At 37.4% G+C, this 21850-nt stretch carries 21 protein-coding genes, 1 pseudogene and 1 riboswitch; of the genes and pseudogenes, 6 read left to right on the top strand and 16 right to left on the bottom strand.

Annotated features, from left to right (window positions below; translation table 11 throughout):
• The first annotated feature begins 90 nt into the window (after window positions 1–90).
• Both ABXS78_RS02925 and ABXS78_RS02920 read left to right on the top strand, forming a co-directional pair.
• The gene (locus ABXS78_RS02925; RefSeq protein ID WP_366248840.1) at window positions 91–1143 is read left to right on the top strand and encodes a tetratricopeptide repeat protein; all 1053 of its coding nucleotides are present in this window, start codon (window positions 91–93) and stop codon (window positions 1141–1143) included.
• A 15-nt stretch (window positions 1144–1158) separates the two neighbouring features.
• Window positions 1159–1299, top strand: a complete 141-nt coding sequence (locus ABXS78_RS02920) for a hypothetical protein (RefSeq protein WP_175074793.1) — start codon at window positions 1159–1161, stop codon at window positions 1297–1299.
• A 62-nt stretch (window positions 1300–1361) separates the two neighbouring features.
• On the opposite strand, the gene ABXS78_RS02915 is transcribed toward ABXS78_RS02920, so the two are convergent.
• On the bottom strand, window positions 1362–2588 hold the full coding sequence (locus ABXS78_RS02915; RefSeq protein WP_366248839.1) for an MFS transporter: 1227 nt from the start codon (window positions 2586–2588) through the stop codon (window positions 1362–1364).
• A 179-nt stretch (window positions 2589–2767) separates the two neighbouring features.
• Here ABXS78_RS02915 and ABXS78_RS02910 point away from each other — a divergent pair, with 179 nt between their 5' ends.
• Window positions 2768–3262 carry a hypothetical protein gene (locus tag ABXS78_RS02910; protein WP_366248838.1) on the top strand — a complete coding sequence of 165 codons (495 nt, stop codon included), beginning with the start codon at window positions 2768–2770 and terminating at the stop codon, window positions 3260–3262.
• Entirely contained in the window at window positions 3189–3500 is a 312-nt protein-coding gene (locus ABXS78_RS02905) for an HAD hydrolase-like protein (protein WP_366248837.1), read from the top strand. Before ABXS78_RS02910 ends, ABXS78_RS02905 begins: the two co-directional genes overlap by 74 nt.
• A gap of 285 nt (window positions 3501–3785) precedes the next feature.
• Here ABXS78_RS02905 and ABXS78_RS02900 read toward each other — a convergent pair whose 3' ends face one another.
• The 5 genes from ABXS78_RS02900 to ABXS78_RS02880 all read right to left on the bottom strand — a co-directional run bounded on the left by ABXS78_RS02900 (window position 3786) and on the right by ABXS78_RS02880 (window position 8970).
• Window positions 3786–5420, bottom strand: coding sequence for a pyridoxal-dependent decarboxylase (locus ABXS78_RS02900; protein ID WP_366248836.1), 1635 nt, complete (start codon window positions 5418–5420; stop codon window positions 3786–3788).
• 286 nt (window positions 5421–5706) lie between these two features.
• A complete protein-coding gene (locus tag ABXS78_RS02895; RefSeq protein ID WP_366248835.1) occupies window positions 5707–6831 on the bottom strand; it encodes a methyl-accepting chemotaxis protein in 1125 nt (374 codons plus the stop codon).
• Window positions 6832–6875: 44 nt separating this feature from the next.
• On the bottom strand, window positions 6876–7586 hold the full coding sequence (locus tag ABXS78_RS02890; RefSeq protein ID WP_366248834.1) for a hypothetical protein: 711 nt from the start codon (window positions 7584–7586) through the stop codon (window positions 6876–6878).
• 42 nt (window positions 7587–7628) lie between these two features.
• Window positions 7629–7997, bottom strand: a complete 369-nt coding sequence (locus ABXS78_RS02885; RefSeq protein WP_095218992.1) for a hypothetical protein — start codon at window positions 7995–7997, stop codon at window positions 7629–7631.
• A gap of 106 nt (window positions 7998–8103) precedes the next feature.
• Window positions 8104–8190, bottom strand: a riboswitch (cyclic di-GMP riboswitch).
• 591 nt (window positions 8191–8781) lie between these two features.
• Window positions 8782–8970: a hypothetical protein gene (locus tag ABXS78_RS02880; RefSeq protein WP_366248833.1), complete on the bottom strand. Its 189-nt coding sequence runs from the start codon at window positions 8968–8970 to the stop codon at window positions 8782–8784.
• Between the two features lie 364 nt (window positions 8971–9334).
• Between ABXS78_RS02880 and ABXS78_RS02875 the strand changes: the two genes are divergently transcribed.
• Complete coding sequence (locus ABXS78_RS02875) at window positions 9335–11020, top strand: HAMP domain-containing methyl-accepting chemotaxis protein (protein WP_366248832.1); 1686 nt, start codon at window positions 9335–9337, stop codon at window positions 11018–11020.
• Window positions 11021–11131: 111 nt separating this feature from the next.
• Here ABXS78_RS02875 and ABXS78_RS02870 read toward each other — a convergent pair whose 3' ends face one another.
• The 7 genes and pseudogenes from ABXS78_RS02870 to ABXS78_RS02840 all read right to left on the bottom strand — a co-directional run bounded on the left by ABXS78_RS02870 (window position 11132) and on the right by ABXS78_RS02840 (window position 18047).
• A complete protein-coding gene (locus ABXS78_RS02870) occupies window positions 11132–11551 on the bottom strand; it encodes a hypothetical protein (protein ID WP_366249860.1) in 420 nt (139 codons plus the stop codon).
• Window positions 11552–11802: 251 nt separating this feature from the next.
• Complete coding sequence (locus ABXS78_RS02865; protein ID WP_095235281.1) at window positions 11803–12453, bottom strand: response regulator transcription factor; 651 nt, start codon at window positions 12451–12453, stop codon at window positions 11803–11805.
• Window positions 12453–13661: a sensor histidine kinase gene (locus ABXS78_RS02860; protein ID WP_366248831.1), complete on the bottom strand. Its 1209-nt coding sequence runs from the start codon at window positions 13659–13661 to the stop codon at window positions 12453–12455. Before ABXS78_RS02860 ends, ABXS78_RS02865 begins: the two co-directional genes overlap by 1 nt.
• 355 nt (window positions 13662–14016) lie before the next feature.
• Window positions 14017–16170 (bottom strand): MMPL family transporter, encoded by a 2154-nt coding sequence (locus ABXS78_RS02855; RefSeq protein WP_366248830.1) that lies wholly within the window; start codon window positions 16168–16170, stop codon window positions 14017–14019.
• A gap of 133 nt (window positions 16171–16303) precedes the next feature.
• On the bottom strand, window positions 16304–16831 hold the full coding sequence (locus ABXS78_RS02850; protein ID WP_366248829.1) for an RNA polymerase sigma factor: 528 nt from the start codon (window positions 16829–16831) through the stop codon (window positions 16304–16306).
• Between the two features lie 575 nt (window positions 16832–17406).
• Window positions 17407–17547 (bottom strand): annotated as a pseudogene (locus ABXS78_RS02845) (ABC transporter ATP-binding protein); the annotation flags it as partial.
• Window positions 17517–18047, bottom strand: a complete 531-nt coding sequence (locus tag ABXS78_RS02840) for a hypothetical protein (RefSeq protein ID WP_366248828.1) — start codon at window positions 18045–18047, stop codon at window positions 17517–17519. The pseudogene ABXS78_RS02845 and the gene ABXS78_RS02840, both read right to left, overlap by 31 nt.
• 349 nt (window positions 18048–18396) lie before the next feature.
• On the opposite strand from ABXS78_RS02840, the gene ABXS78_RS02835 reads away from it, so the two are divergent.
• Window positions 18397–19011 carry a hypothetical protein gene (locus ABXS78_RS02835; RefSeq protein WP_366248827.1) on the top strand — a complete coding sequence of 205 codons (615 nt, stop codon included), beginning with the start codon at window positions 18397–18399 and terminating at the stop codon, window positions 19009–19011.
• A 216-nt stretch (window positions 19012–19227) separates the two neighbouring features.
• On the opposite strand, the gene ABXS78_RS02830 is transcribed toward ABXS78_RS02835, so the two are convergent.
• The 3 genes from ABXS78_RS02830 to ABXS78_RS02820 all read right to left on the bottom strand — a co-directional run bounded on the left by ABXS78_RS02830 (window position 19228) and on the right by ABXS78_RS02820 (window position 21649).
• Window positions 19228–19416 (bottom strand): hypothetical protein, encoded by a 189-nt coding sequence (locus ABXS78_RS02830; RefSeq protein ID WP_366248826.1) that lies wholly within the window; start codon window positions 19414–19416, stop codon window positions 19228–19230.
• 15 nt (window positions 19417–19431) lie between these two features.
• Window positions 19432–20628, bottom strand: a complete 1197-nt coding sequence (locus ABXS78_RS02825; RefSeq protein ID WP_366248825.1) for a class I SAM-dependent rRNA methyltransferase — start codon at window positions 20626–20628, stop codon at window positions 19432–19434.
• Between the two features lie 115 nt (window positions 20629–20743).
• Window positions 20744–21649, bottom strand: a complete 906-nt coding sequence (locus ABXS78_RS02820; RefSeq protein WP_366248824.1) for an Ltp family lipoprotein — start codon at window positions 21647–21649, stop codon at window positions 20744–20746.
• Window positions 21650–21850: the final 201 nt, after the last annotated feature.

The following is a 21850-nucleotide window of genomic DNA, read 5'->3' as shown; positions in this document are numbered from 1 at the left end:
AAGATGCCTTAATAGTGTAAATAATTCCCAACACACAACCCGACAATAGTTGGTAAAATGGAATTATATTAATTTAAGGAGCCCTGCACTATGAGTCGAAACAGTACTGAACTTATCGACATTGCAGCTCGCTTGGAAAACTGGTCTGTCAGCATTCGACTGGATAAGAAAGAAGCTGCTGCCAGTATCCATAAAGAACTGCAAAACCACATCGACGAATACAATCATGATTCGAGGCTTTCGTACTTCCTGCTGGAAAGCCGACATTACATCATTCAGAATGACTTGATGAAAAGTATTGCATCATTAGAACAAGCCAAAAATCTCTATGAATACTTCTCAGACACCCACCGCTATCACCTTCATTTAGCAGAAGCTATGATTTTTTATGAAGAAGAACATTATCAAGAAGCACTGGATTGTTTTGAAAAAGCCGAAAAATATCTACATAAGCTGCGTGACCCTGTATATGTTGGCGAGTTTCATTTTCGGAAGGCCATGGCTTATTTCTTCCTAGAGATCATTGCCCTATCAGTTGTACATACAGAAAAAGCCATTCAATTATTTAAACCGCATCAACCGTTTCATTTTTTACTTGCTCGTTCAGAAGTGCTGCAGGGGTTAAATTTTATAGAGCTCTCTAATTTTGATTTAGCAGAAGAATATCTTCATAACGCCCTAACACATGCTAGAAAAACAGAAGAACAAGCATTGATTTCCTACATTCATCACAATTTAGGCGGCCTTTATGCAAGACGAAACTTACCAGCTGCAGCAATTCGGTATTTGGAGGAAGCCTATAATAATAAACAACAGCGTACAAAGTTAAAAGTCTTATTTTTGTTAGCAGATTGCTATTGGAAGACGAATCAACGATCAAAGGCTATAAAAGCATATAAAGAAGGATTCCAAGCTAGCATGGAAGAAGACAACATGAAAATGAATTGGGAATTTGCCATGCTTCATAAGAAATATGAAGATAGATTAAATTTTGAAAGCGTATGGCAAGAAGGTATAGACTACTTCCAAAGAATCAACGATAATTACAATGTAAGACATTATGCAAAAGAGTTAGCAGACTACTATTCATCCAAGAAGAATTACGAACTTGCAAATCGGTACTATGCTCTTGCTCTACAATAAAAAGGAGGGCTTTATATGAAAAAAGTAACTTTTACTTTGATTCTGGCTATCACGATTATTGTAAGTGGGTTAACAGGATACGCTGACCATGGCTCTACCGCAAGTAACAAAAACGATCCGGGTGGTGGCGGTTTTTCCATCATCTTAGATAAATAAGCACAAAAAAGAAGATCACCGAGTGATCTTCTTTTTTGTTTGTATAATAGCCTGATGACGACTTATTTTTCACCCGTAGATTGTGCACCAAAGTAGATTTTTTGATTTCTACCCGCAATCGTCCCTAAAAAGGCAATGCATAAGGCCGCGATCATAAGAATAATCAGCGGTACCATCCATCCATTTGTCTTTTCAGCGATTGTACCAAGAAGAAGCGGCCCCATGCTGGCAACCAAGTAGCCGACCGATTGAGCCATACTTGATAGCTGGGAAGATTCTGCGATGGAATTGGTTCTGAGAACAAAGAACATCATAGCTAAGCTGAATGCAGTTCCTGCTCCAACCCCCGTTAATATAAGAGGTGCGATGATAAGATGAGACGAAATGAACGTAACCCCTAACAAGCCAAAGAAGAATAATAAACCTGCAATACAGCCTATTAGCCGCTGGCTTTGCATTCTTCCAGCAATGATAGGTGCAATGAATGTAGTCGGAATCAGCCCTAGCTGATAAATGGCAATGAGCCAGCCTGCTTCACTTTCATCGAATCCTTTGGTCATTAATATATCCGGCAGCCAGGTAAACAAGCTATACGGTATGAAGGATTGCAAACCCATAAATAGCGTTACGGCCCACGCAATCTTAGATTTGAATATCCCCCGAGAGGCTTTGTTCTCTACTTTTACAAATACCTTTTTCTCCGAACGTGCTGCCGGCAGTCGAAGCAATAAGATAAATATTGCTATTAAGGAGAGAACACTCCATATTTGCATTGCATTCCGCCAGCCAAAGCTTGGGATAGAGGCAATCGGAACAGAAATACCCGAAGCAAGCGCACCGAAAATATTCATGGAAACAGAATATATACCGGTCATGAGCCCGATTTGATAAGGGAAACTAGACTTGATCAAACCCGGCATCAGCACATTCCCAAAAGCGATCGCCATGCCAAGTAAAATGGTTCCGAATAGCAATAGCGGCAAACCGCTCAAAGCCCGAATAAAAATACCTACAGTCAGCATGCACATCGCTGCTAACAGCGTTAGCTCCATACCGAACTTACTTGATATTTTAGGCACCAGCGAAGAAAAAACACCAAAAGCAAGCAGCGGCAATGTATTCACCAGACCTATCATGGAGTTGGATACGTCCAGTTCTTCTCGGAAGAATGGTATAAGCGGCCCGACAGAAGTGAGCGGTGAACGTAATGTAGCAGCAATGAAAAGAATTGCTAGAATCAATAAAAATGTATAATAACGTTTTTGCGTATTTGTTGCAGATCTGTTCACATAAAATATCCTTCCTAAGTAGATGCAATAACTAATCATAACAAATATTTTCAATCGGAAGAAGAAGTTTATGCAACAGTTATTAAATTTAAGGAAGCTAGCATCTTCCTCTAGGCATTCGCACAATCCATTAGGCAATGACCTACATATTGTACATGGAAAACAATGGAGGTATCTATATGACCAATTTCTATTCCTTCCATGGAACTGTAACGATGATTAGTGATTTCCAGGGAAATGGCCGAGCGGATGGCTGTTATAAATTCTTCACCTTAGAAAATGAATCAGGATCAATCGTGAATTTTGTTGTATTACCTACCACCTACTTTGTGGATCATGCAATGGTATCCGTAGGCGATCGCGTGACTGGCTATTATGACGGAGATGCACCTGCGATTCTTATTTATCCTCCCCAGTTTCCAGCGCTAGTTATGGTGAAGGAAAACCAGAATCAGAATGTAAAGGTCAGCTTCTTCGATAATCAGCTGTTGAGCAGTGATGGGCAATTGAAGTTGAATGTATCCCAATTTACGCCGCTTCTATTAACGAACGGGCAAGCTTTTACAGGCAATCCAGCGAACCGTGATTTAATCGTTGTTTATGGACCAACTACGAAAAGCATCCCTGCTCAAACCACTCCTTATTGGGTCATTGTTCTGTGCAAGAGTCTATAATACAGTTGATAATGTGATCGGTAAACCATCAGCTTATTACATTCAAAAAATCCTGGAACACTTAAATGTTTCAAAGGAAAAATGCTTAATCATTAGCGACCGGTTAGAAACGAATATCTTGATGGGCAAAAGCTATAACATACCTACCTGCCTTGTCTTGACTGGTATATCTGCCTGCACTATGTTTTTAAAAAATAGAACCAAATTATATAATACAGAATTTATTAGAGCTGTTTGAAGATGTTGTACCGTAAGTGATGCGATTAATAGTAGTAGCTTGGTTTGGGATAAGGACGATTGAATTTAACAATTTAAATACATCTATAACATATTCCGATAAAAAAACATCAAACCTAGTGTGTCAAGGTTTGATGTTTTTTTGAGAAATGATATTACGTAAGGTAAGGACTGCTGCCAGCTGTTTCTTCTGACTTGTCAGCTACTTCATAGTACGTCCTAATATAAAGATCCCCTCTCCTATAAACCAGGAGAAATGGTTAGAGAGTGGAACAGAATCTTACAATTATACTTGTACTACTGTCGTCTTCATAAATAAGTCTAAGTGTTCTTTTAAGAATCCAACATAACGGTCGACTTCTTCTATTGTCGAGTATGGCGAGATTGCAAAAAATTTATGCGCATATATGGATATTCGATTGTTTGAGTTTGCTGCTTCCACGAGACGCTGCTTTTTTGTAAATCCAAAGTAGACGGTATCTCGTTCGGCTCCAATCATCTCTGCAAACCCGTCATTAAATTGATTAATTTCCGTCATTTCTTCTATAGTTAACAGTCCATTCAATTCACCATTCCATTTATTCTTCTCAGGATAAAAACGGAATGTTGTAATAGGAGAAACCTCATTCGTGATTGCCACATTCGGAAATTCCCTTTTTAGTGTCTCTCTAAATGCAATATTAACATGAATATAATTGGCTAAAAGCTTTTGATAGCCTTCAATTCCAAATGCTAGTAAAGATGCATAAATCGCCAAAGCACTTCCCATTCGCGAGCATTCGAGCGTGTAACCTGTATGATAACTACCATAACCGCGATTCCCAACATACGGCGTTTCTACTGCATCTAAATCAACATTCTTAAGATACTCTTTGTTTTTGATTAAAAATAAACTTGTGATATATGGCGTTTGTCCAAGCTTATGGAAATCAAAGACCATACTATCTGCAAGATTTATATTTTTAAATTTTTGTTGATAGGATTTCAATACCTCAATAACGTTGTCTGTAAATTGCAAAGTATTGCTTTCAAAGCTGTAATTATTAAAGAAAGTATACATGCCCCCCATAGCAGAGTCTGCATGGATATAAATTGGATCTATGCCATAGGTGCGTTCCATTTCTACCGCTATATGCTTAATCCCCTTAATGTCATCAACCCCAAATGTATCAGTAGTTCCCATTGTGGCAAGGACATAAAGCGGAACACCGCCTTTTGCAATAATATGCTCCATTTTTTCTTTTAAATCTTCTAGATTGATTGAATGATCAGCATTAACTTTCACTCGAATCATGTTTTCTATGCCAATCCCAGTTGCTTCTACAGATTTAAGCAGACTGTAGTGTGATAGCTCTGAACAGAAACAATAGAGATTTTGCGGTACACCATTTTGATTAGAGAACGGCTCGTAACGGGCAATGGCAAGACGTAAAGAGTTAAAGACAGCCCCTTGTCCTCCCCATGTTGTATATCCTGCGCTGATGCTTTCATCGTATCCGATAAGTTTGGATAGCATTGCAGCTACTTCGACTTCTGCTTTTGCTGCTGCTGGTCCCTCCACATCCCATAGATTATTACCATTAACTAAAACCATTACCAGATTACCAAGGATACTAGCAATATTGGGAAGGGGAGCTGCATTGGCTACATAGTTTCGATTGACGAACCGGTGCCCTTCTACTAATTTTAGAAGCTCCTGAACCACTTCCTCCATCGACACTCCTGTATTTGGAACAGACGCCTTTTGAATAACGCGATTATAGTAATCCTCCGTGTACTCAGGCATTTCTCCTAGCGTTAGTTTGTTAGGATCTTTTAATTCATCTATTTTTGTTAAAATCGACTTAAAAAAGGACAATAATTCCTCTCTTTGAAAGTCATTCCCGTCCATACTAGGATATAATTTTTGAATTTCCTTCATTATTTTACCTCCTAATGTCTAAATAATTATAGAAATTACTGATTGCGATTTTATGTATTAGGTAGAAAAGGGGATTGTTAGCTATAAGAACAAATTAAGACAAGCGCAAGTAATTTTCTCATAAGAAAAAGATCCCCTCCTTAATAAACAGATCAGAATGCTCTCTTTAATCTGTTTACTAAAAGGGGATCATCCCATATTAGATAAATTATGGAGAAGCCTTATATTTTCATTCGGTAAGGCGAATATTGTCAAACTGCTACCTTGACCTTTTATTCTGGCATTTTTAACTCGCTTTTACTTCCTCTGCTTTAACATCATCATTCTCTTTTAGTAGTTCGCCTACTACGTTTTTGTGGTTTATAAGATTTCTTGCTTTCTCAACCAGGTTTTGTATCGTATGAAGTTCCTCATCATTAATCTCAATTAGTTCCTCAAACATCTCCACCGATTCTCGTGAGATAGATGCAATCTCAACGATTGTTGTCATGATCTGTTGTGAAGCAGTAGATAATTCTTCTGTGTTTGCAGAAGAGTTCTCGTTGTTTTCAGCAATAATTTTTGTAGTAGATAGTATCTTTTCGAACATATTTCCAACCTCTAAAATGTCTGCATTCGTATCTTTAAATTCTTCGGTCCCCTGGTTCATTGACTTAACCACTATAGCTGTTTCTTCTTGTATATTTTTCACGATATGTGATACTTCTGAAGTAGATTGGCGAGTTTGTTCCGCTAATTTTCTTACCTCATCTGCAACAACAGCAAATCCTTTACCATTTTCGCCTGCTCGAGCAGCTTCTATCGCTGCATTCAGCGCCAGCAGATTAATTTGTTCAGAGATCTCTGTAATCACCTTAACAATACTGCTGATTTCATAAGATTTTTCTCCAAGTTTGTTTATGGCATTAGAGGTTGTATTTACTGTTTGATTAAATTGATCCATCTTTACCAAGGAATCTTTTAGTTTCTCATTTCCTTGCTGCGTTAATTCTAGCGTAGTAATGGATTGTTCTGAAATCTGATTAGATCTAACTGATAAATTTTCTATCGCTTGTGTCATTTCTTCCATGGAGGCAGCACTTTCTTCTGTGGCTACTAATTGTTTCTCTAATCCTCTGCCTACCTCGTCAATTGCTGCTCTGACAATATCAGCTTGTTCAGAAGCATATTCACCTGTTTCCGCAAGATTTACGCCTTTTTCATTCACATCTTTTGATAACGATAGTAGTTTCTTTTCTATATGGCTGAAGTTCTCAAGCTGCTGCTCATTCCCAGTGCGATTTAAAATAATTTCATCGCCACTGCCTGAAGTGTTAAATTGTGCACGACGTTTCAGTGCAACATATTGATAAGCAAAATAACCTAAAGCTATCAATAGAATGACTATTATTCCTATCAAGTAAAATTCCATGATAAATTAAACTCCTACTTTCTGTTTCAATCAGAATTATATTTTTATAGTTCTCTTATAATAATGTATGTTCCATCAGCTACATTCGCAGGAATGGCTTGCAGTTTGCTATTGTCTTTATACATATGAACAATATGATTACCTTCGATATCTTGGTATTTTTTCATGTTGTGATATTTTTCCATCACACGAATCGATTTAGGGTTTGTCGCTTCGCCCACTACTGCCTTCAGCCCCTGCTTCGCTGCTTTTGTAATCAATCTATTTCCTAATTGCTTAATTACTTCATGACGCTCTTGTTCAGCTATCACGCCCAACATAAATAGGTGCAACATATCCCCATCGGAAATATCTTTTCCGCTACGTCTTTTATAGTCTTCGATAAAGCGTTTATCTACGTCTTCCAGTACGTGAAGAATAACATTCATATCATAGAAAGAACCTTCGAATACATCCTCTCCGATAATTTCGGGTGCATTGGTATCACCGGCAAGTACACCTACAACATGATTATCAGTGTCTAGAGCGACTGCGCAATATCCTTGGTCTACAGTTGAATCCAAATAATCCTTGGTAAAAGCATAGAAATCTTCATACGCTATACTTAATTGTCCAACCATCGGTTCCTGAACCCATTTCCCTGCAACATCTACACCAATAAATGTACGGGCAAGACATTCGGCAGCTTTTTGAATCATTTCTGTTTGATTCTTTGTTAAAATTTCATATGTATACAATTCCTGTGTTGCTTGCATGTTTTAATCTCCCTTTTCACTGCAAATTTGGCGAACCGGATGTTACATAGAATGATTTACTTTATCCATAAACCTTCCCGTGAATTCAATTCTTTCAAGGGCGTTCCTAATTTGCACTTGAGCGATTTTAGAAGAAGGTTTTATTACAATTGTATCTTTAAAACCTAAAGTAGAATAGAATTGCATTGTTTGTTCCAACTGCGGTACAACCTTCGAAGGTACAGGTGTTTGATGAGTTCCATCGACAACAAAAGTATAATCCTTTCTAGATACTTTATTGATCGTATCCTGCAAATCGACCATATATCCTTCTGCATCTTCCTCCCTCATTAATCCATGCACCTGGACATGTACTTCTTTGGAATTTTCATCAATCGCCATCTTATACTTCTTTTTATCTACTACTATCATTTCGTTCGCTCCTTTTTCTATAGGCCTGGTAAAACTATAATTACCGCTTAAGTGTGAAAAAAGCTATCCTAATATAGACAAGGATAGCCAATGATATAATTTCATACTTGGCAACCCGACTATCATTATCCATACGGATATTAGACTCGTAGCTTTGCGTCCCTATCTTTCGATAAGTTTGCCTAATAATTTTGATTTATAGTTCTAAATACACCACGCCACAACTTCACGTTCCCTTTCGCATTATAAATTACTCATATTTTCTTGTCTAATTATAACTAATTCCCCTATTTATAGGTATATTAATTCATCAACCACCACTTAAAGGATGTTTTCGAAGGTCTTATTTACTATGCATTAAAACCACCTGCCTCCCTTATATCGGTCAACTACAGACAATTTAAATAGAAATTGTTAAATGTTTAAAGATGTTCACGATATAGTATCGTTCCAGCTAGTTCAAAAGAATAAGAGAGTCCCCATACAAACATTTAATCAATATTCCAAATATAATTGTTAACCAAAAAATCTCACCTCTGTTTCTCAATCTCAATTGGCTGGGTACTACTCGATTAGCTTTTTTCAAAACGGAAAAAATTGCCTCTTGTAAAGCTGTACACTTGAGAGGCTAGTAACTGCCTATATGTCTTATTCCTACCACTCATTACTTTCACTAATAAAAGAATGTTTTTATAGTGCACCACTTTAATTCTAAATGGGTGTTCATGTAGTACTGAATTTAAAAAAGGCGAACCACAAAGGAACGCCTTTCAGCCACTATATATTATTCAGATTGATCTGTATCTTCTTCTCTATCATCAGTATCTTGCTCTTGATCTTGATCTTGTTCCTGTTCTTGCTCTTGTTCCTCCATTTGCTCATCATCAGCTGGATCTTCATCGTCACCATCATTACATGCCGCCAACATAAGAACTGAAACCATTCCCAATGCTACCATCCATTTTTTCAGCATTGAAACCTCTCCCTTTAGAAAATTAAGGTACATAAGTAAGATACCAGAGGACTGTTAAGAAGAGGTCAATTCATTGTAAACAGGCTGTTAATGAGAACGATCATTATTGACGCTAATCGACATGAAAGAGGCAGTTATTTAACAATTTTAGTGAGCTACAGATTAATCTGTAGCTTTTTAATTCAACTGAAACACCTAGCTCTCTTGTTATATCTCGTAAGAGCCTTTAAGATTGCCTAGGTTGGTCGATATATATACCGTGCATATTAATTAATCAGAAAGAAATATCTTGGTTTGGGAGCCTTAATAGTTTTAAGCAGCTAATTAATATGTAGAGCTTTTTTTATTAGAAAGGAATTTAATCGTGAAAATCAAAACAAAACTTCTTGGTATAATTTCAATTTTAATATTTTCCTTATTACTAATTGGGGTTTCCTCCATCTTCATCAATTCTTCCATTACAGAGAAGAATGATATCCTAAAGGATAAAATGGAGTTTCAAAACAAAATCAAACATGTCCAGTATAGACTAGCTGGCTTATCGAATGATGAAAGAGGTTTTCTCATCACTGGCGAACAGGATTTCTCTGATGGAATGGAAGAGAAATCCGAGGATATCTTCTCAACTTTAGATGAATTGGAATCACTCATCCACAATAAGGATTATTTGACGAACGTAAATGATATTCGGGATAACTTTTCAGAGTTTTGGAGTATGAATCAGGAAGTAGTAACTCAATTTGCCTCCAATCCCGAACAAGCAGAATCACTTCACTTAGGAGAGGAAAGAACATTACGGAAGGAATTACTAGATCCATCCGTAAATGAGTTAGTCGATCAATTGAATAATGATGTGAATGATTTAGAAGCAGATATTCATAGATATGGAACTGTAAGTGGATGGTTCATTAGTTTAGTTACAATAATTTCCATTATATTAGGTATCCTTTTGAGTATGCTGCTTCTGAAATCCATCCTGGTGCCTCTTAGAAGTTTAAATAGGCAGCTTGAGGATATTGCACAGGGAGATGCGGACCTGACTCAAAAAGTCGCAGTCAAAAGTAAGGATGAATTTGGTCAGCTTGCCGCATCCTTTAATGCTTTTGTTCACTCACTGGCAGGTATCGTAAAGCAGATCAGCAGTTCATCCCAACAGGTCGCGGCCGCTTCAGAAGAATTATCGGCAAGCTCTGAACAGTCTAGAGCTACTTCAGACCAAATCTCACAATCCATGAAGGAAATTGCTTTAACTAGTACAAATCAAAGTAACATGACAGAACAGAGCTCTGGATCCATAACAGAGATTTTAGAGAGCCTTTCCAATGTAGCTGACAACACAAACCGCATTGCTGAAAATTCCTCCTTTATGAAGGATAAAGCAGAGCTGGGTGTCTCTTCTGTAAATATGATGTCAGAACAAATGACTGTAATCAATCACTCTGTCCAAGAAGCTGGGAGCGGATTAGAGTCATTAGTGAGAAGCACAACAGAAATAAGTCACATGTCCTCTCTCATCACAGACATCTCGGAACAAACCAATCTCCTTGCATTAAATGCAGCCATTGAAGCTGCACGAGCCGGTGAACAAGGAAAAGGTTTTGCCGTTGTAGCCGAAGAAGTCCGAAAGCTGGCTGATGAAACAAACCAATCTGCCAGCCATATTAAGCACTTAGTTTCCACAATAGAAACGGACTCAAAAGATACCGTAGTCAATATCCATAATGTGCAGAAAAATGTGGATTCAGGCATGAATTACGCTAACGAAAGCCAGCAGCAGTTTAACGAGATATTAAATCTTGTTGGACAGATAACAGCCCAGATTCAAGAAGTTGCAGCTGCCACCCAGCAATTAACTGCAGGTGTAGAAGTAGTGCAGCATAGTCTTTCAACTCTTGAAACAGGAACAAAAGAAACATCATCCAGCTCCAAGGCTGTTGCTTCAGCAACAGACGAACAATTAAGTTCTATGGAAGATATTTCGAATGCTGCTGTTTCTCTTTCGGATTTAGCTGAGGAATTGCAAATTATTGTGAACCGGTTCAAATATTAAACAGCACTTCACCATAAAAAATCTCTCAGAAAAATCTGAGAGATCTTTTATGTAGGCTTTGTAACATATTTTACACCTTTCATGCTACTAGCAGCATGACTACCTCTGGAGTTATAAACAAAAGAAGCAAGCTGTTTTGTAAAAGCATGCTTCGCCTCTTTTAATCAAATCCACTTGATGATTAAGTATTAAGTTGCATTCACTCTGCAAACAGAGCCGCTCCTTAAAAAGAAACCGGAAGTGAAGGCAGGGCTTGAGCTGCAAGCTTAAATTGCCATTTGACGCTCTCCCTAGTGATGTGGCATGCGCTTTAGCAGGGTTGTAAACGCTATATCTCCTTCCATACTGGCTAGAGGTGCACCTAAACACATATAACACCGTTTCCAAAGGCGACATACGTTTAATTTGACGTGTAATATCAAGCTCTTGCGCGTTTGTAAAATGTTGCTCATCTTGATTCGCTGATTTCATTAAGGGAAGGAGCAAATCTCCTTTCTTAATCTGCTTTCCGCCAAGTTCGAGATCTTTCATAGCATAACGAGGACTAGACAGGTAAATCTTCCATTTCAACCATCTTCCATCATCAGCTCACTATCACACTATCTTTTTCGCTATACCCTTTTATTTATTAACTTCACATACTGCGAGGTACTCTCCACTTTTTTTAGCTTATCCGAAAACCTCACTATGTTAACTGTTCTCTCTTGTGTTCCATATTCCTGCTCAACAATCAAGCTCTATTTTGTCATGCTTTATTTTAAGGCAAACATACATGCTGTTAGCTAATCCTGTAAAGATATGATTCCAGCTTGGATTGCCAGAGCTGCAGCTTCCGCACGGGAACTGACTCCTAATTTATTGTAAATATCAGTAAGCCTTGCTTTAACAGTTCTTTCAGAGATTTTAAGATCAATCGCGATTTCTTTACTCTTTGCACCCCTTGCTACAGCTTCCAATACATCAATTTCTTTACGCGACAAATAAATCTTTGGATTTACTCTTTGTTTTTCTTCTTCTCTCTTATAGGCTTGGATTCTGGTCATCATCTCAGAATTGATAAGTGTATCTCCTCTGATCGCAGCATCCAATGTCCTAAACAAATTGTCTGGGCTTGTATCTTTTAACAGATAACCTTTTGCGCCAAATTCCATTCCCTCTGCCATCAGCTTATCTTCATTGTATGTTGTCAGAATAATAACCGGAATAGCTGGATGTCTTTCACTGATTTCCTTGATAGCATCGAGGCCCGTCATTACAGGCATATATAAATCCATCAATATGACATCAGGATTCAGTTCTCCCGTTAATTCAACTGCTTCTCTTCCATTTTCCGCTTCTCCTGCAACTACAAACTCAGGATTCAAACCAACAAGAAGTTTCAATCCTTCTCTTACTACTAAATGATCATCAACAATCAGTATTTTGTGTGGCATTACAAAGCTCCTTCTAACGGTATAGTAATGATTATTTCAGTTCCGGTTCCTTCTTTGCTGATAATGCGGATATCACCATCTAAATTTCGGACTCTTTCCTGTATACCAAGCAATCCATAATGTCCTTTCCTACCTAACTTATTCATAGCCTGAAACCCAATTCCATCATCCTTAATTTCCATGTTCATAGCATTTTTTTCTTTATATATATGCACCCATACTGTGTTAGCATTAGCATGCTTTGCGGTATTTGTGAGACATTCAGATAGAATTCTTAAACTTTGTTCAGCTATGGAAGTTGAGATTTCCTCATTAAGTCTATCTTCTAAGACATACTGGATACCAGTAGTCATTTCGAAGTTATTCATTTGGTCCTCAACCTGCTGCGAAAAACTGATATTCGTATGTGACCTTATATCATCGATAACGCGCCGGGCTTCTGCTAATGATTCACTTACTCTTGTGATGGCTGTATCAATTAACTCTGTTGCTTTGTCTGTATTCCCTAAAGATAAATAACCTTTCGTTGCATCTAATTGCATTTTCAAACCAACTAATCCCTGCGCTAAAGTATCATGCAAATCGCGAGCCATTCGCTGACGTTCATTGTGTAAAGTAAGACGCTGTACTTGTTTGTACGCTTCTTCTAATTCTTCCACCAATCTCTCCGATCGTATTTTAGCATTGACTTGATTAAAGAAGATACGAGCATAAGCAATCAAGACAATCATATTAGGTATCGCAACTGCGGAATATGAGACAATAATGTCCATATCCACCAAAACTAATGAACTACTGCAGAATAACAGCAAAATAAAAATAACGTAATAGCGCTTCCTTTGCCCAATCATCCCCATAGTTTGGCTAAGTAGTAAAGGGTACAGTGTTATTAAGGAAACAGGATAAATCCCCATAAAAATCCCACTTATATATACAAGAGATCCTTGTATAATAAAATATAACCATGCTCTTTTCAGCAAGAGTTTATTGGAATACCAATACAACACTGCAAACAAGCCGAACAGTATGGTATATATTAATATACCCACATGAACAGAACTTCCGTGAATTTCCATGGCGCACGCAACTGCTAATGACATTAATATAAAAAACAGCCCTGGAATTCGCGCTGCAACCAAGTTATTGTTTTCGACACTATATTTGTAATTGGATTCCAACTCATTAATTAAATTATCTTGATTTGGCATTAATTTCAACGCCTCCTTTACAGATCATTATATAACAGCTGCATTTTTTTCAAATGCACATTTGTACTACCCTTTTGGGCAGTTTCACTTATTTTTCCGCTGCTGTTAATAAAAATGAATATTTTTTATGTATGTCTGCATTATCAACAATTCTTATGTAATAGCTGATAAAGATTTTGGCTTATGCTGATTATCCTGTTGTCTGCAAGAAACCATTAGGGAGTATTTCCGCTAATCCCCCCTGCAAACAGTAATCTGTTCAGAAAATTATATTTTCCCATAAAAATATACAGCCGATTGACGATATCAATTGGCTGTATATTTATGTTTCCCCCTATTGATCAGATAGCAAGTTTTAGTTAATCATTGATTTTTTTTCACTTTTTTCTGACTCAATATCTTTTGTAAGCTGATGACCTTCAATATCTACATTAGGTATAATCCGATCAAGCCATTTTGGCAAATACCAAGCTGCATTCCCCATTAACTTCATTATGCTCGGGACTATAACTAGTCTTACAAGGAAGGCATCGAATAATACGCCAAAGGCTTGGGCAATACCCATTCCTTTTATGGTTGCGTCCGGTGCAAAGATCGCGCCCCCAAATACTGCAATCATTATTAATGCTGCAGATGTAACTACAGGACCGCTATGTTTCAATCCTGCTTGGATAGCCAACGTTGGATCTTTAGTCTGCATATATTCTTCCCGCATTCTGCTTACAAGAAAGACTTGATAATCCATAGCTAAGCCAAAGAGAATACCAATGGCTAGTATAGGAAGGAAGGCTAGTATTGGGCCTTCTTCAGGGATTTGGAATAAGTTTATCATATTACCGTCTTGCAATATCCATACACAAAGTCCAAGTGTAGCTGTTAATGTTAACACAAAGCCCAGTACAGCTACTAGAGGGACAAGAAGTGAGCGGAATACTACGACAAGCAAAACAAAAGCAAAACTAACAATCAAAATCGCAAACACTGGAATTGCTTCATTCAATCTGTCGGATATATCAATATTTACCGCTGTCGATCCTGTAACGAGCATTTCCATATTATTATCTGTTAGGTCGCGTACATCTTTTACCAATTCCTTGGTGGTAAGATCATTTGGACCTTTCTCAGGTGTGATTGTGATGATAGCGAAATCACCATTTTCATTCGGCATTGGAGCAGACACATTAGCTACATGGTCTAACTGTTTAAGATCTTCTACACTACTTTCAAAAGCAGCAGCCTTATCACCATCTACGTTGCTAGCATCAGCAACGATCGTTAGCTGTCCATTGAATCCTTCACCAAAACCATCTGCCAATAAGTCGTATGCCTGTCTTTCAGGTGAATCTTCCGCTTTCATCCCATTATCGGGTAATCCAAGTTCCAAATGCAATACAGGTATACTGATGATTACTAAGACTAGAATACTGATAACGCTTAGCTTAATTGGATTCTTCGTGACAAACCTTCCCCAGAAGCTGGTGTCAGTTTGTTCTTTTTTCTTGTTGATTTTAGGGTACATTTTCTTACCTGCAATAGACATAATGGCAGGCACCAAAGTAATGGATACCAAAACTCCGAACAAAACGCTGATTGCTGCTGTGATTCCCATTACAGACAAGAACGGAATACCCACTACCATTAAACCACATAGAGCAACAATTACAGTAAGTCCTGCAAATACAACCGCACTTCCGGCAGTTCCATTCGCTCTACCTATGGCCTCATATTTCTCCATACCAGTTCTTAAAAACTCTCGATATTTCATAAAAATGAACAATGCGTAATCAATTCCAACTGCCAATCCAATCATACCGGCCATGGATAGACTCGTAGACGCAAGATCGAAGAATTGTGTTCCTATCAATGTTACAGAAGTACTTACACCTAGACCGATAAGCGCAGTGACAATAGGTAGCCCCGCAATGATTAATGAACCAAATGTTACAGCCAGAATCACAAAAGCAATAATGACACCGATAACTTCGGAGGTACCTCCAATTTCTAATGATGATAGTGTAATATCGCCACTAAGCTCTGTTTGCACACCATCACTTTGAGCAGTCTTTAGGCTATCTTTCAAATGATCGATGGAGGATTCCGGTACATCGTCAGCTCCCAGCTTGAATGTGATATCCGCATAAGCTACTGATCCATCCTCAGAAACTGTACCTCTCTCAAATGGATTTGCAATACTTTCAACATTTTTGTCCTGCTTAATTTCATTCAGAGTATCCGAAACAATCTTTTGACCCGTTTCAGAAGTCAACGTATCTTCATCTCCAAATATCATGCGAATCTTTGCCCTGTCAGGACCGGAAGGAAACTCCTCACCAATGACATCCAATGCCTTCTCAGAAGGTGTATTTGGTATAGTCATACTTTCCGTGAAAGTAGGTTTTAGAATAACTCCAATTGCTCCTATCGCAACTAGAAGCAAAACCCATATACTGATCATTTTTTTCTTATTCAATGCTGACCATTTACCAATTGAATATAAAAACTTTGACATAATAATCTCCCTTCGTTTCATTTTACTTTATCTATAATAGAGGGTTTGGGAAAAAAATAAACGTACATTTGGACATGTACGTTTGGGCAGATATAACAATTTTATTATGGGTTCTTATTTTGAAATCGATTTATTAATATACCTCGACATAGTATTCATCTTTTATCAGTTGTCTTTGCAGAAAACGTAAAGCTCTGTACAATGTCACCTTTACTTTACTTTCCGACCAATTTAATAGCTCGCTCGTTTCTTTAACGGAATACCCTTGAATTTTCCGCAAAAGAATCACTTTTCTAAAAGAATTATCTAATTTATTCAAGAATCCATACAGCCCTTTTTTGTTTTCACTTATTCTAATATCCCACGATCCATCAAACCAAGTTTGATTCTTTATATATTTATCTTTCCATTTATGAAATGTTTTTTGCTTCCTGAACAGATCCATCGTTGTATTATGAGCAATACTGTATAACCACGTCCTCACACTGGAACTGCCATTATACATGTCTGCTCTTGTATAAGCCTTCACAAAAGTATCCTGCATCAAATCCTCAGCCAGATTGTGTTCCTTAACAAGTGAATATATATATTTATAAACATCAGCCCGATATTTAATATACCAACTCTCAACATGCGACTGTTTTACCTGCAAATTATCCACACCGCTCCCTAAAGACTATTCCTGATTTGAACGTGAACATAATCTTATTCACAGACTTCTTTCATTACGTTTTTTCATTTTATATCTTCTTTCCACAAAGAATAAAATAACGCTGGCTAATATAGAGCCTATATACACAATTCCATAAATCACTTTGTTTTTCATTATCATTTTCCCCTTTGTACTATCTATTGTAACTACTTAACCTCGTATGAGCTTTAGATAGGATTAACACTTAGTTCTATAAAATCATTTACGGTATTTTTTTCCATCATCTTTCTTTTGGATGCGATTTAATTTTTTCTATGTACTTAGAATTATAAAGCTTTCAAAAATAAAAGAACGTACAAAGGGGTATGCACTTTAGGGCAAAATTCATCGTACCTACTTGCCAGTGAGCTAATTTGATACTTAGTGTAACTTTGAATATCGAGCTTAACCTCCTTTAATTGATTAAGACACTAATGTACTATAAAAAAAGCGCCAAACCCTTAGGTTTGACGTCCAGTCTGATAAGCTGTCATAGTGTAATTTTACCAAAGCCTCATTTTCAATATCCAACTGCAAGTGAAGAATCACAACCCATTTTCCATTAACCATTTCATAATGCTTTCTTCTCTTTCCTTACTATCGTCCCGCTGTGCATCGTATTTACGCATTTTCTTCTGTGAAATAATATTTCCATCTACCATAAACAGTATTCTTTCCGTTTTTGCTTCTCATACCATCCACTTTTTACTTTGATCGTATCACCTATTTTTAAATCATGTTGTTCCATGAAATAGATGGGAACAGCTACGAAATCTTTTTTTATATCAAGCTTTTCATTATCCAGATCCAAAATAAAATCAAAATTCTTATTCTGGACCACGAATGAAATATCCTGTATCGTTCCCGCCATCGTTTGATTTTGACCAAAATGAATATTGCTTCCATCAATATTCTGGAGGACCATCGTCTCCTGCATCGCTATATGGTCATGATGTTGTTCTGAAAATCGGTCGATCTCCGCCTGGTCATACTCTCCGGCATGCATCACCGTAATGTCGGATGGTGCTGCACTTTCTTGAAAATTTGAGATTCCCTGCATTAAGTTGGCAATGTTGTTTATAGCACTCGCTGCCAAGATAACAGCCATAGTGATAAATACAAACACTGTAATCGTTACAACTTTGTTCCTTGTGAAATCGTTCTTTAGCATTTTCAACAAAAACATGTTTTTTCTCCTTCCTACTTCAATTATTAATAACTGGCTGCTCAGTAAGCATATTGGTTGTAATACAGTAATCATATAAAATGGAATTTATTTGAAGAACCTGATTAAGGCTGATTAATTAATACGCCTTCAGCCTTATTTTAGTGAATTGGCAATTGATGAAGGATGCTGGATTTTTAAGGGAAAGATACTTTAACTAATGTGGTAAATCTTGACACTAGGTATTTCAAAACATAAGTTTAAAGTAATGATATTACAAGTTAAATTGCCTCTCACAAATCTTATGAGAGGCAAACAAGAACTAGATTATATATAAAAAAAGATATAGATATGTTAAAGGGGAGATTTAATGGGCAGGAAAAAACGAAGGCATTTACAAAGCTCAGCTCAATTGAAACGTGAGGTTGCTAATAGCAAGAGGGCAAGAATTACAAGAATTATATATAGCTTCATCATGGTAATGGTTGCTTTTGTTATTTTAGGTGTATCTTTTATGGTTTTAAGAACATTTTTTGCTTCGAGCCTTTATCATGCATTCATCTATGATTGGATAGGAACTGCTTTGTTGTACTTGGCTGCCTTGACCCTTATTGCCTTTTTTGTTTATACAAGTCTTGTTATTACAATAAAAAACCCACAGAAAGTTGGCAAAAGACAATTATTTTATTTTGGTTTAACAGGGGTAATTTGTTTTACCATAGGTGTTTTCATTGTTCCACAATTAAGTTCTTTAACAATTAATAGTGTGGGAGATATGAAGGATTACGCAGATGGCGTGATGCATGTAGATGACTTTAAAGTTGTGGATGTATATACTGGTGGCCACTCAACTATTGCACTAATCACAACGGATGAACGAGATCTTACGCTGCTGATCAACAATTATCAGATAGAAGAAGGCACAACATACCGGTTCACATATATGGAACGGACCGGAAATATTCTAAATGTTGAAGAGAAGTAATTTCATTAATTACATACATTCTTTAAATACAAATCAAGACAGAAAAAACAAGCAATTTACGGTATATTATTGTGCGGTCGTTGAATTGGAAGATATATCAAATCCGACTGTTTTTCTCTCGGATTTGGCGCAGGAGTTGCAGGCAGTTGTTAACGGTTTAAGTATTGAAAAAAGGTCCCTCAGAAATCACCTGAGGAACCTTTGCCTTTTTTAGTCCTATCTCGGACGTTCTAACTCTTTATATTCGTTCATGTATTTACCGCTATTAGCTACAAATGAATGGTAAAGTGCTTTAATTGCTAAATTTTTCTCTAAGCCCATTTCAGCTTTCAGCCTTTTTAACTCCTCATGTAACTCACTCTGTTGATTAATTAATTTCGTCATCGTTGTTTTATTGTATTTCAATTGTCCACATCCTCCTTAATTCATTACCTTTATAAACACGACTTTTAAATAGTTAAATTCAGGATAGTCATGTGGTACAGTAAAATCTTCTGGCAATTGGTGTTCTTCTAGGATTTTGTAGCGTGTGTTAGTTTCCGTAAATGCTTTATCGATAAATGATTTGAACTTTTTCATATTGAATCTTGCGTTATTTGTGGACGCAATAATAATTCCACCTTGATTGGTGATTTTCAAGGTGTCTTTTAGCAGCTTCGGATAATCCTTTGCAGTACTGAAAGTTATTTTCTTTGTCCGCGCAAAGCTTGGCGGATCCAATACGACAACATCAAACTTCAATTCATGACGGTCTGCATATCGAAAGTAATCAAAGACATCCATCACCTTAATATCCTGCGCTTCATAATCAATTTCGTTGGCTGAAAATTGCTCAATAGTCTTAGGCAAGCTTCGTTTTGCTACATCCACGCTTGTTGTCTTTGTTGCACCACCAAGAACTGCTGCTACAGAGAACGCACCTGTATAAGAGAATGTATTTAAAACCGTTTTTCCTTCTGAATAATGGTCACGTAATGCTTTTCGTACATTACGTTGATCTAAGAATATCCCTGTCATTGCTCCATCATTTAGATCTACCGCATATTTCATCCCGTTTTCCAAAACGATTAAAGGAAATTCTCCCTTTTCACCTGACACATAATCATCTTGCTCCACGTATTGGCCATTGGTGTTAAAGCGTAACTTTTCATATAGACCCCGAACTTCTGCCACTTCATTCAATGCTTGATATATATCTTCACGGAAAGAATAAATACCTTCACTATACCAACTCACCATATAAAAGCCGTCATAGAAATCAATGATCAATCCGCCGATACCGTCTCCTTCCCCATTAAACACACGGAAAGCAGTTGTATCTTCGGTATCGTATAAGTTCTTCCGCTTTGCAATAGCTTCACTCATTCTCTTAACAAAAAACTTTATATTGATTTTCTCTTGTTCCTTACTAGTTAAAACCCAACCTATCCCTTTATTTTGCAGACCATAGTAGGCTGTAGCAATGTACTTGCGGTTGGAGTCAACTAAACGCAAGATGCTACCCTCATCTACCTTCAATCCTGAAGTTTCAATTGCTTCTTTTGTGAGCAGCGGATAGCCATTCTTTATATCTTTAACCGATTTCGGTTTTACTTTTACTTCTACTAACTGTCTCATCTAGTCATCCTTAATTTTTTATGATTTCTTTTATTATGCCATTTTTTCATAGGATAAGCGAAGTAGTAAAAATTAAAGGGAGTAGCTATTAGCTACTCCCCCAATAATATATCTACTACAAACCAACCTGATCGGCACCGTATGTCGCGTGCTCTGTGCTGAATCCTTCAAAAATCAATTGATCAATTAAACCCTGTCTGGAAAAAGAAGTATAATCAAGGTAGTTTTGAGCAGCCTTAGCTGCTTGTTCTTGCCAATCAACTGTGATGTTTTCTGCACCGTATGTTGCATCTTCTGTGCTGAAACCCTCAAACTTTAATTGTTCAATCAATCCTGATTTAGAGAATGCAGTATAACTAATATAGTCTTGAGCTGACTTAACCGCTTGCTCTTGCCAATCAACCGTGATATTTTCTACACCGTATGTTGCATCTTCTGTGCTGAAACCCTCAAACTCTAATTGTTCAATCAATCCCGACTTAGAGAATGCAGTATAATTCACATAGCTTTCAGCGCTATTTACCGCCTGTTCTTGAGAAACAGTTACGCTGGCTTCTTTAGCTTCTTTAGCTTCCTGTTCTTCTTTCTCTTTCTGTGCTTGTTCCTCAGCTTCCTTTGCTTCTTGTTCTTCTTTCTCTTTCTGCGCTTGTTCCTCTGCTTCCTTGGCTTCTTGTTCTTTCTGCGCTTGTTCCTCTGCTTCCTTTGCTTCTTGTTCTTTCTGCGCTTGTTCTTCTGCTTCCTTAGCTTCTTTTTCTTTCTGCGCTTCTTCCTCTGCTTCTTCTTCCTTTACAGCCGTTTCTTCAGCCGCTGAGGAATCTTTTGCTTTAACATCTTCAGAAGCGGGCGCCTCTTCAATTATTGATCCCCCAATAATCGATACGACTATAAGTGCAATCAGACAGCCACCTGATTTCGCAAAGTTCCTACGCCTGTTCCCTTTTCCTTTTACTAAGGCTAAGACAAAAAAGAATACCATACCGGCTAAAGCTAGTAACGTTAAAATGACTAAGAATGATTCCAATGTTAGTTCTCCCCTTATCCCCTATAAAAAAACAGCTTTCTAGTACATGTTTATCAACCTTTGTTCCCCTACTATCATACCATGACTAAAGGCGTGTTTTTACCAAATAATGTGTGTTATTTAAATATTTAGTGAGAATTCTTGGTTAACAGATGCCGAGCATACTTAAGAAAGGAGCCCTGACCCAAATCAGTGCTCCTT

Origin of the sequence: Terribacillus aidingensis (genome assembly GCF_040703035.1) — a bacterium.
GTDB lineage: Bacteria > Bacillota > Bacilli > Bacillales > Amphibacillaceae > Terribacillus.
Note: the sequence above shows the minus strand (reverse complement) of the source record. Positions and strands in the feature narration are given on the sequence as shown.

Bases quoted from the DNA above. Each gene is read 5' to 3' on its own strand.
- ABXS78_RS02925 (WP_366248840.1), top strand. From the start codon at position 91: ATGAGTCGAAACAGTACTGAACTTATCGACATTGCAGCTCGCTTGGAA.
- ABXS78_RS02920 (WP_175074793.1), top strand. From the start codon at position 1,159: ATGAAAAAAGTAACTTTTACTTTGATTCTGGCTATCACGATTATTGTA.
- ABXS78_RS02910 (WP_366248838.1), top strand. From the start codon at position 2,768: ATGACCAATTTCTATTCCTTCCATGGAACTGTAACGATGATTAGTGAT.
- ABXS78_RS02905 (WP_366248837.1), top strand. From the start codon at position 3,189: ATGGACCAACTACGAAAAGCATCCCTGCTCAAACCACTCCTTATTGGG.
- ABXS78_RS02900 (WP_366248836.1), bottom strand. From the start codon at position 5,420: ATGAAGGAAATTCAAAAATTATATCCTAGTATGGACGGGAATGACTTT.
- ABXS78_RS02895 (WP_366248835.1), bottom strand. From the start codon at position 6,831: ATGGAATTTTACTTGATAGGAATAATAGTCATTCTATTGATAGCTTTA.
- ABXS78_RS02890 (WP_366248834.1), bottom strand. From the start codon at position 7,586: ATGCAAGCAACACAGGAATTGTATACATATGAAATTTTAACAAAGAAT.
- ABXS78_RS02885 (WP_095218992.1), bottom strand. From the start codon at position 7,997: ATGATAGTAGTAGATAAAAAGAAGTATAAGATGGCGATTGATGAAAAT.
- ABXS78_RS02880 (WP_366248833.1), bottom strand. From the start codon at position 8,970: ATGCTGAAAAAATGGATGGTAGCATTGGGAATGGTTTCAGTTCTTATG.
- ABXS78_RS02870 (WP_366249860.1), bottom strand. From the start codon at position 11,551: ATGAAAGATCTCGAACTTGGCGGAAAGCAGATTAAGAAAGGAGATTTG.
- ABXS78_RS02865 (WP_095235281.1), bottom strand. From the start codon at position 12,453: ATGCCACACAAAATACTGATTGTTGATGATCATTTAGTAGTAAGAGAA.
- ABXS78_RS02860 (WP_366248831.1), bottom strand. From the start codon at position 13,661: ATGCCAAATCAAGATAATTTAATTAATGAGTTGGAATCCAATTACAAA.
- ABXS78_RS02855 (WP_366248830.1), bottom strand. From the start codon at position 16,170: ATGTCAAAGTTTTTATATTCAATTGGTAAATGGTCAGCATTGAATAAG.
- ABXS78_RS02840 (WP_366248828.1), bottom strand. From the start codon at position 18,047: ATGTTTTTGTTGAAAATGCTAAAGAACGATTTCACAAGGAACAAAGTT.
- ABXS78_RS02835 (WP_366248827.1), top strand. From the start codon at position 18,397: ATGGGCAGGAAAAAACGAAGGCATTTACAAAGCTCAGCTCAATTGAAA.
- ABXS78_RS02825 (WP_366248825.1), bottom strand. From the start codon at position 20,628: ATGAGACAGTTAGTAGAAGTAAAAGTAAAACCGAAATCGGTTAAAGAT.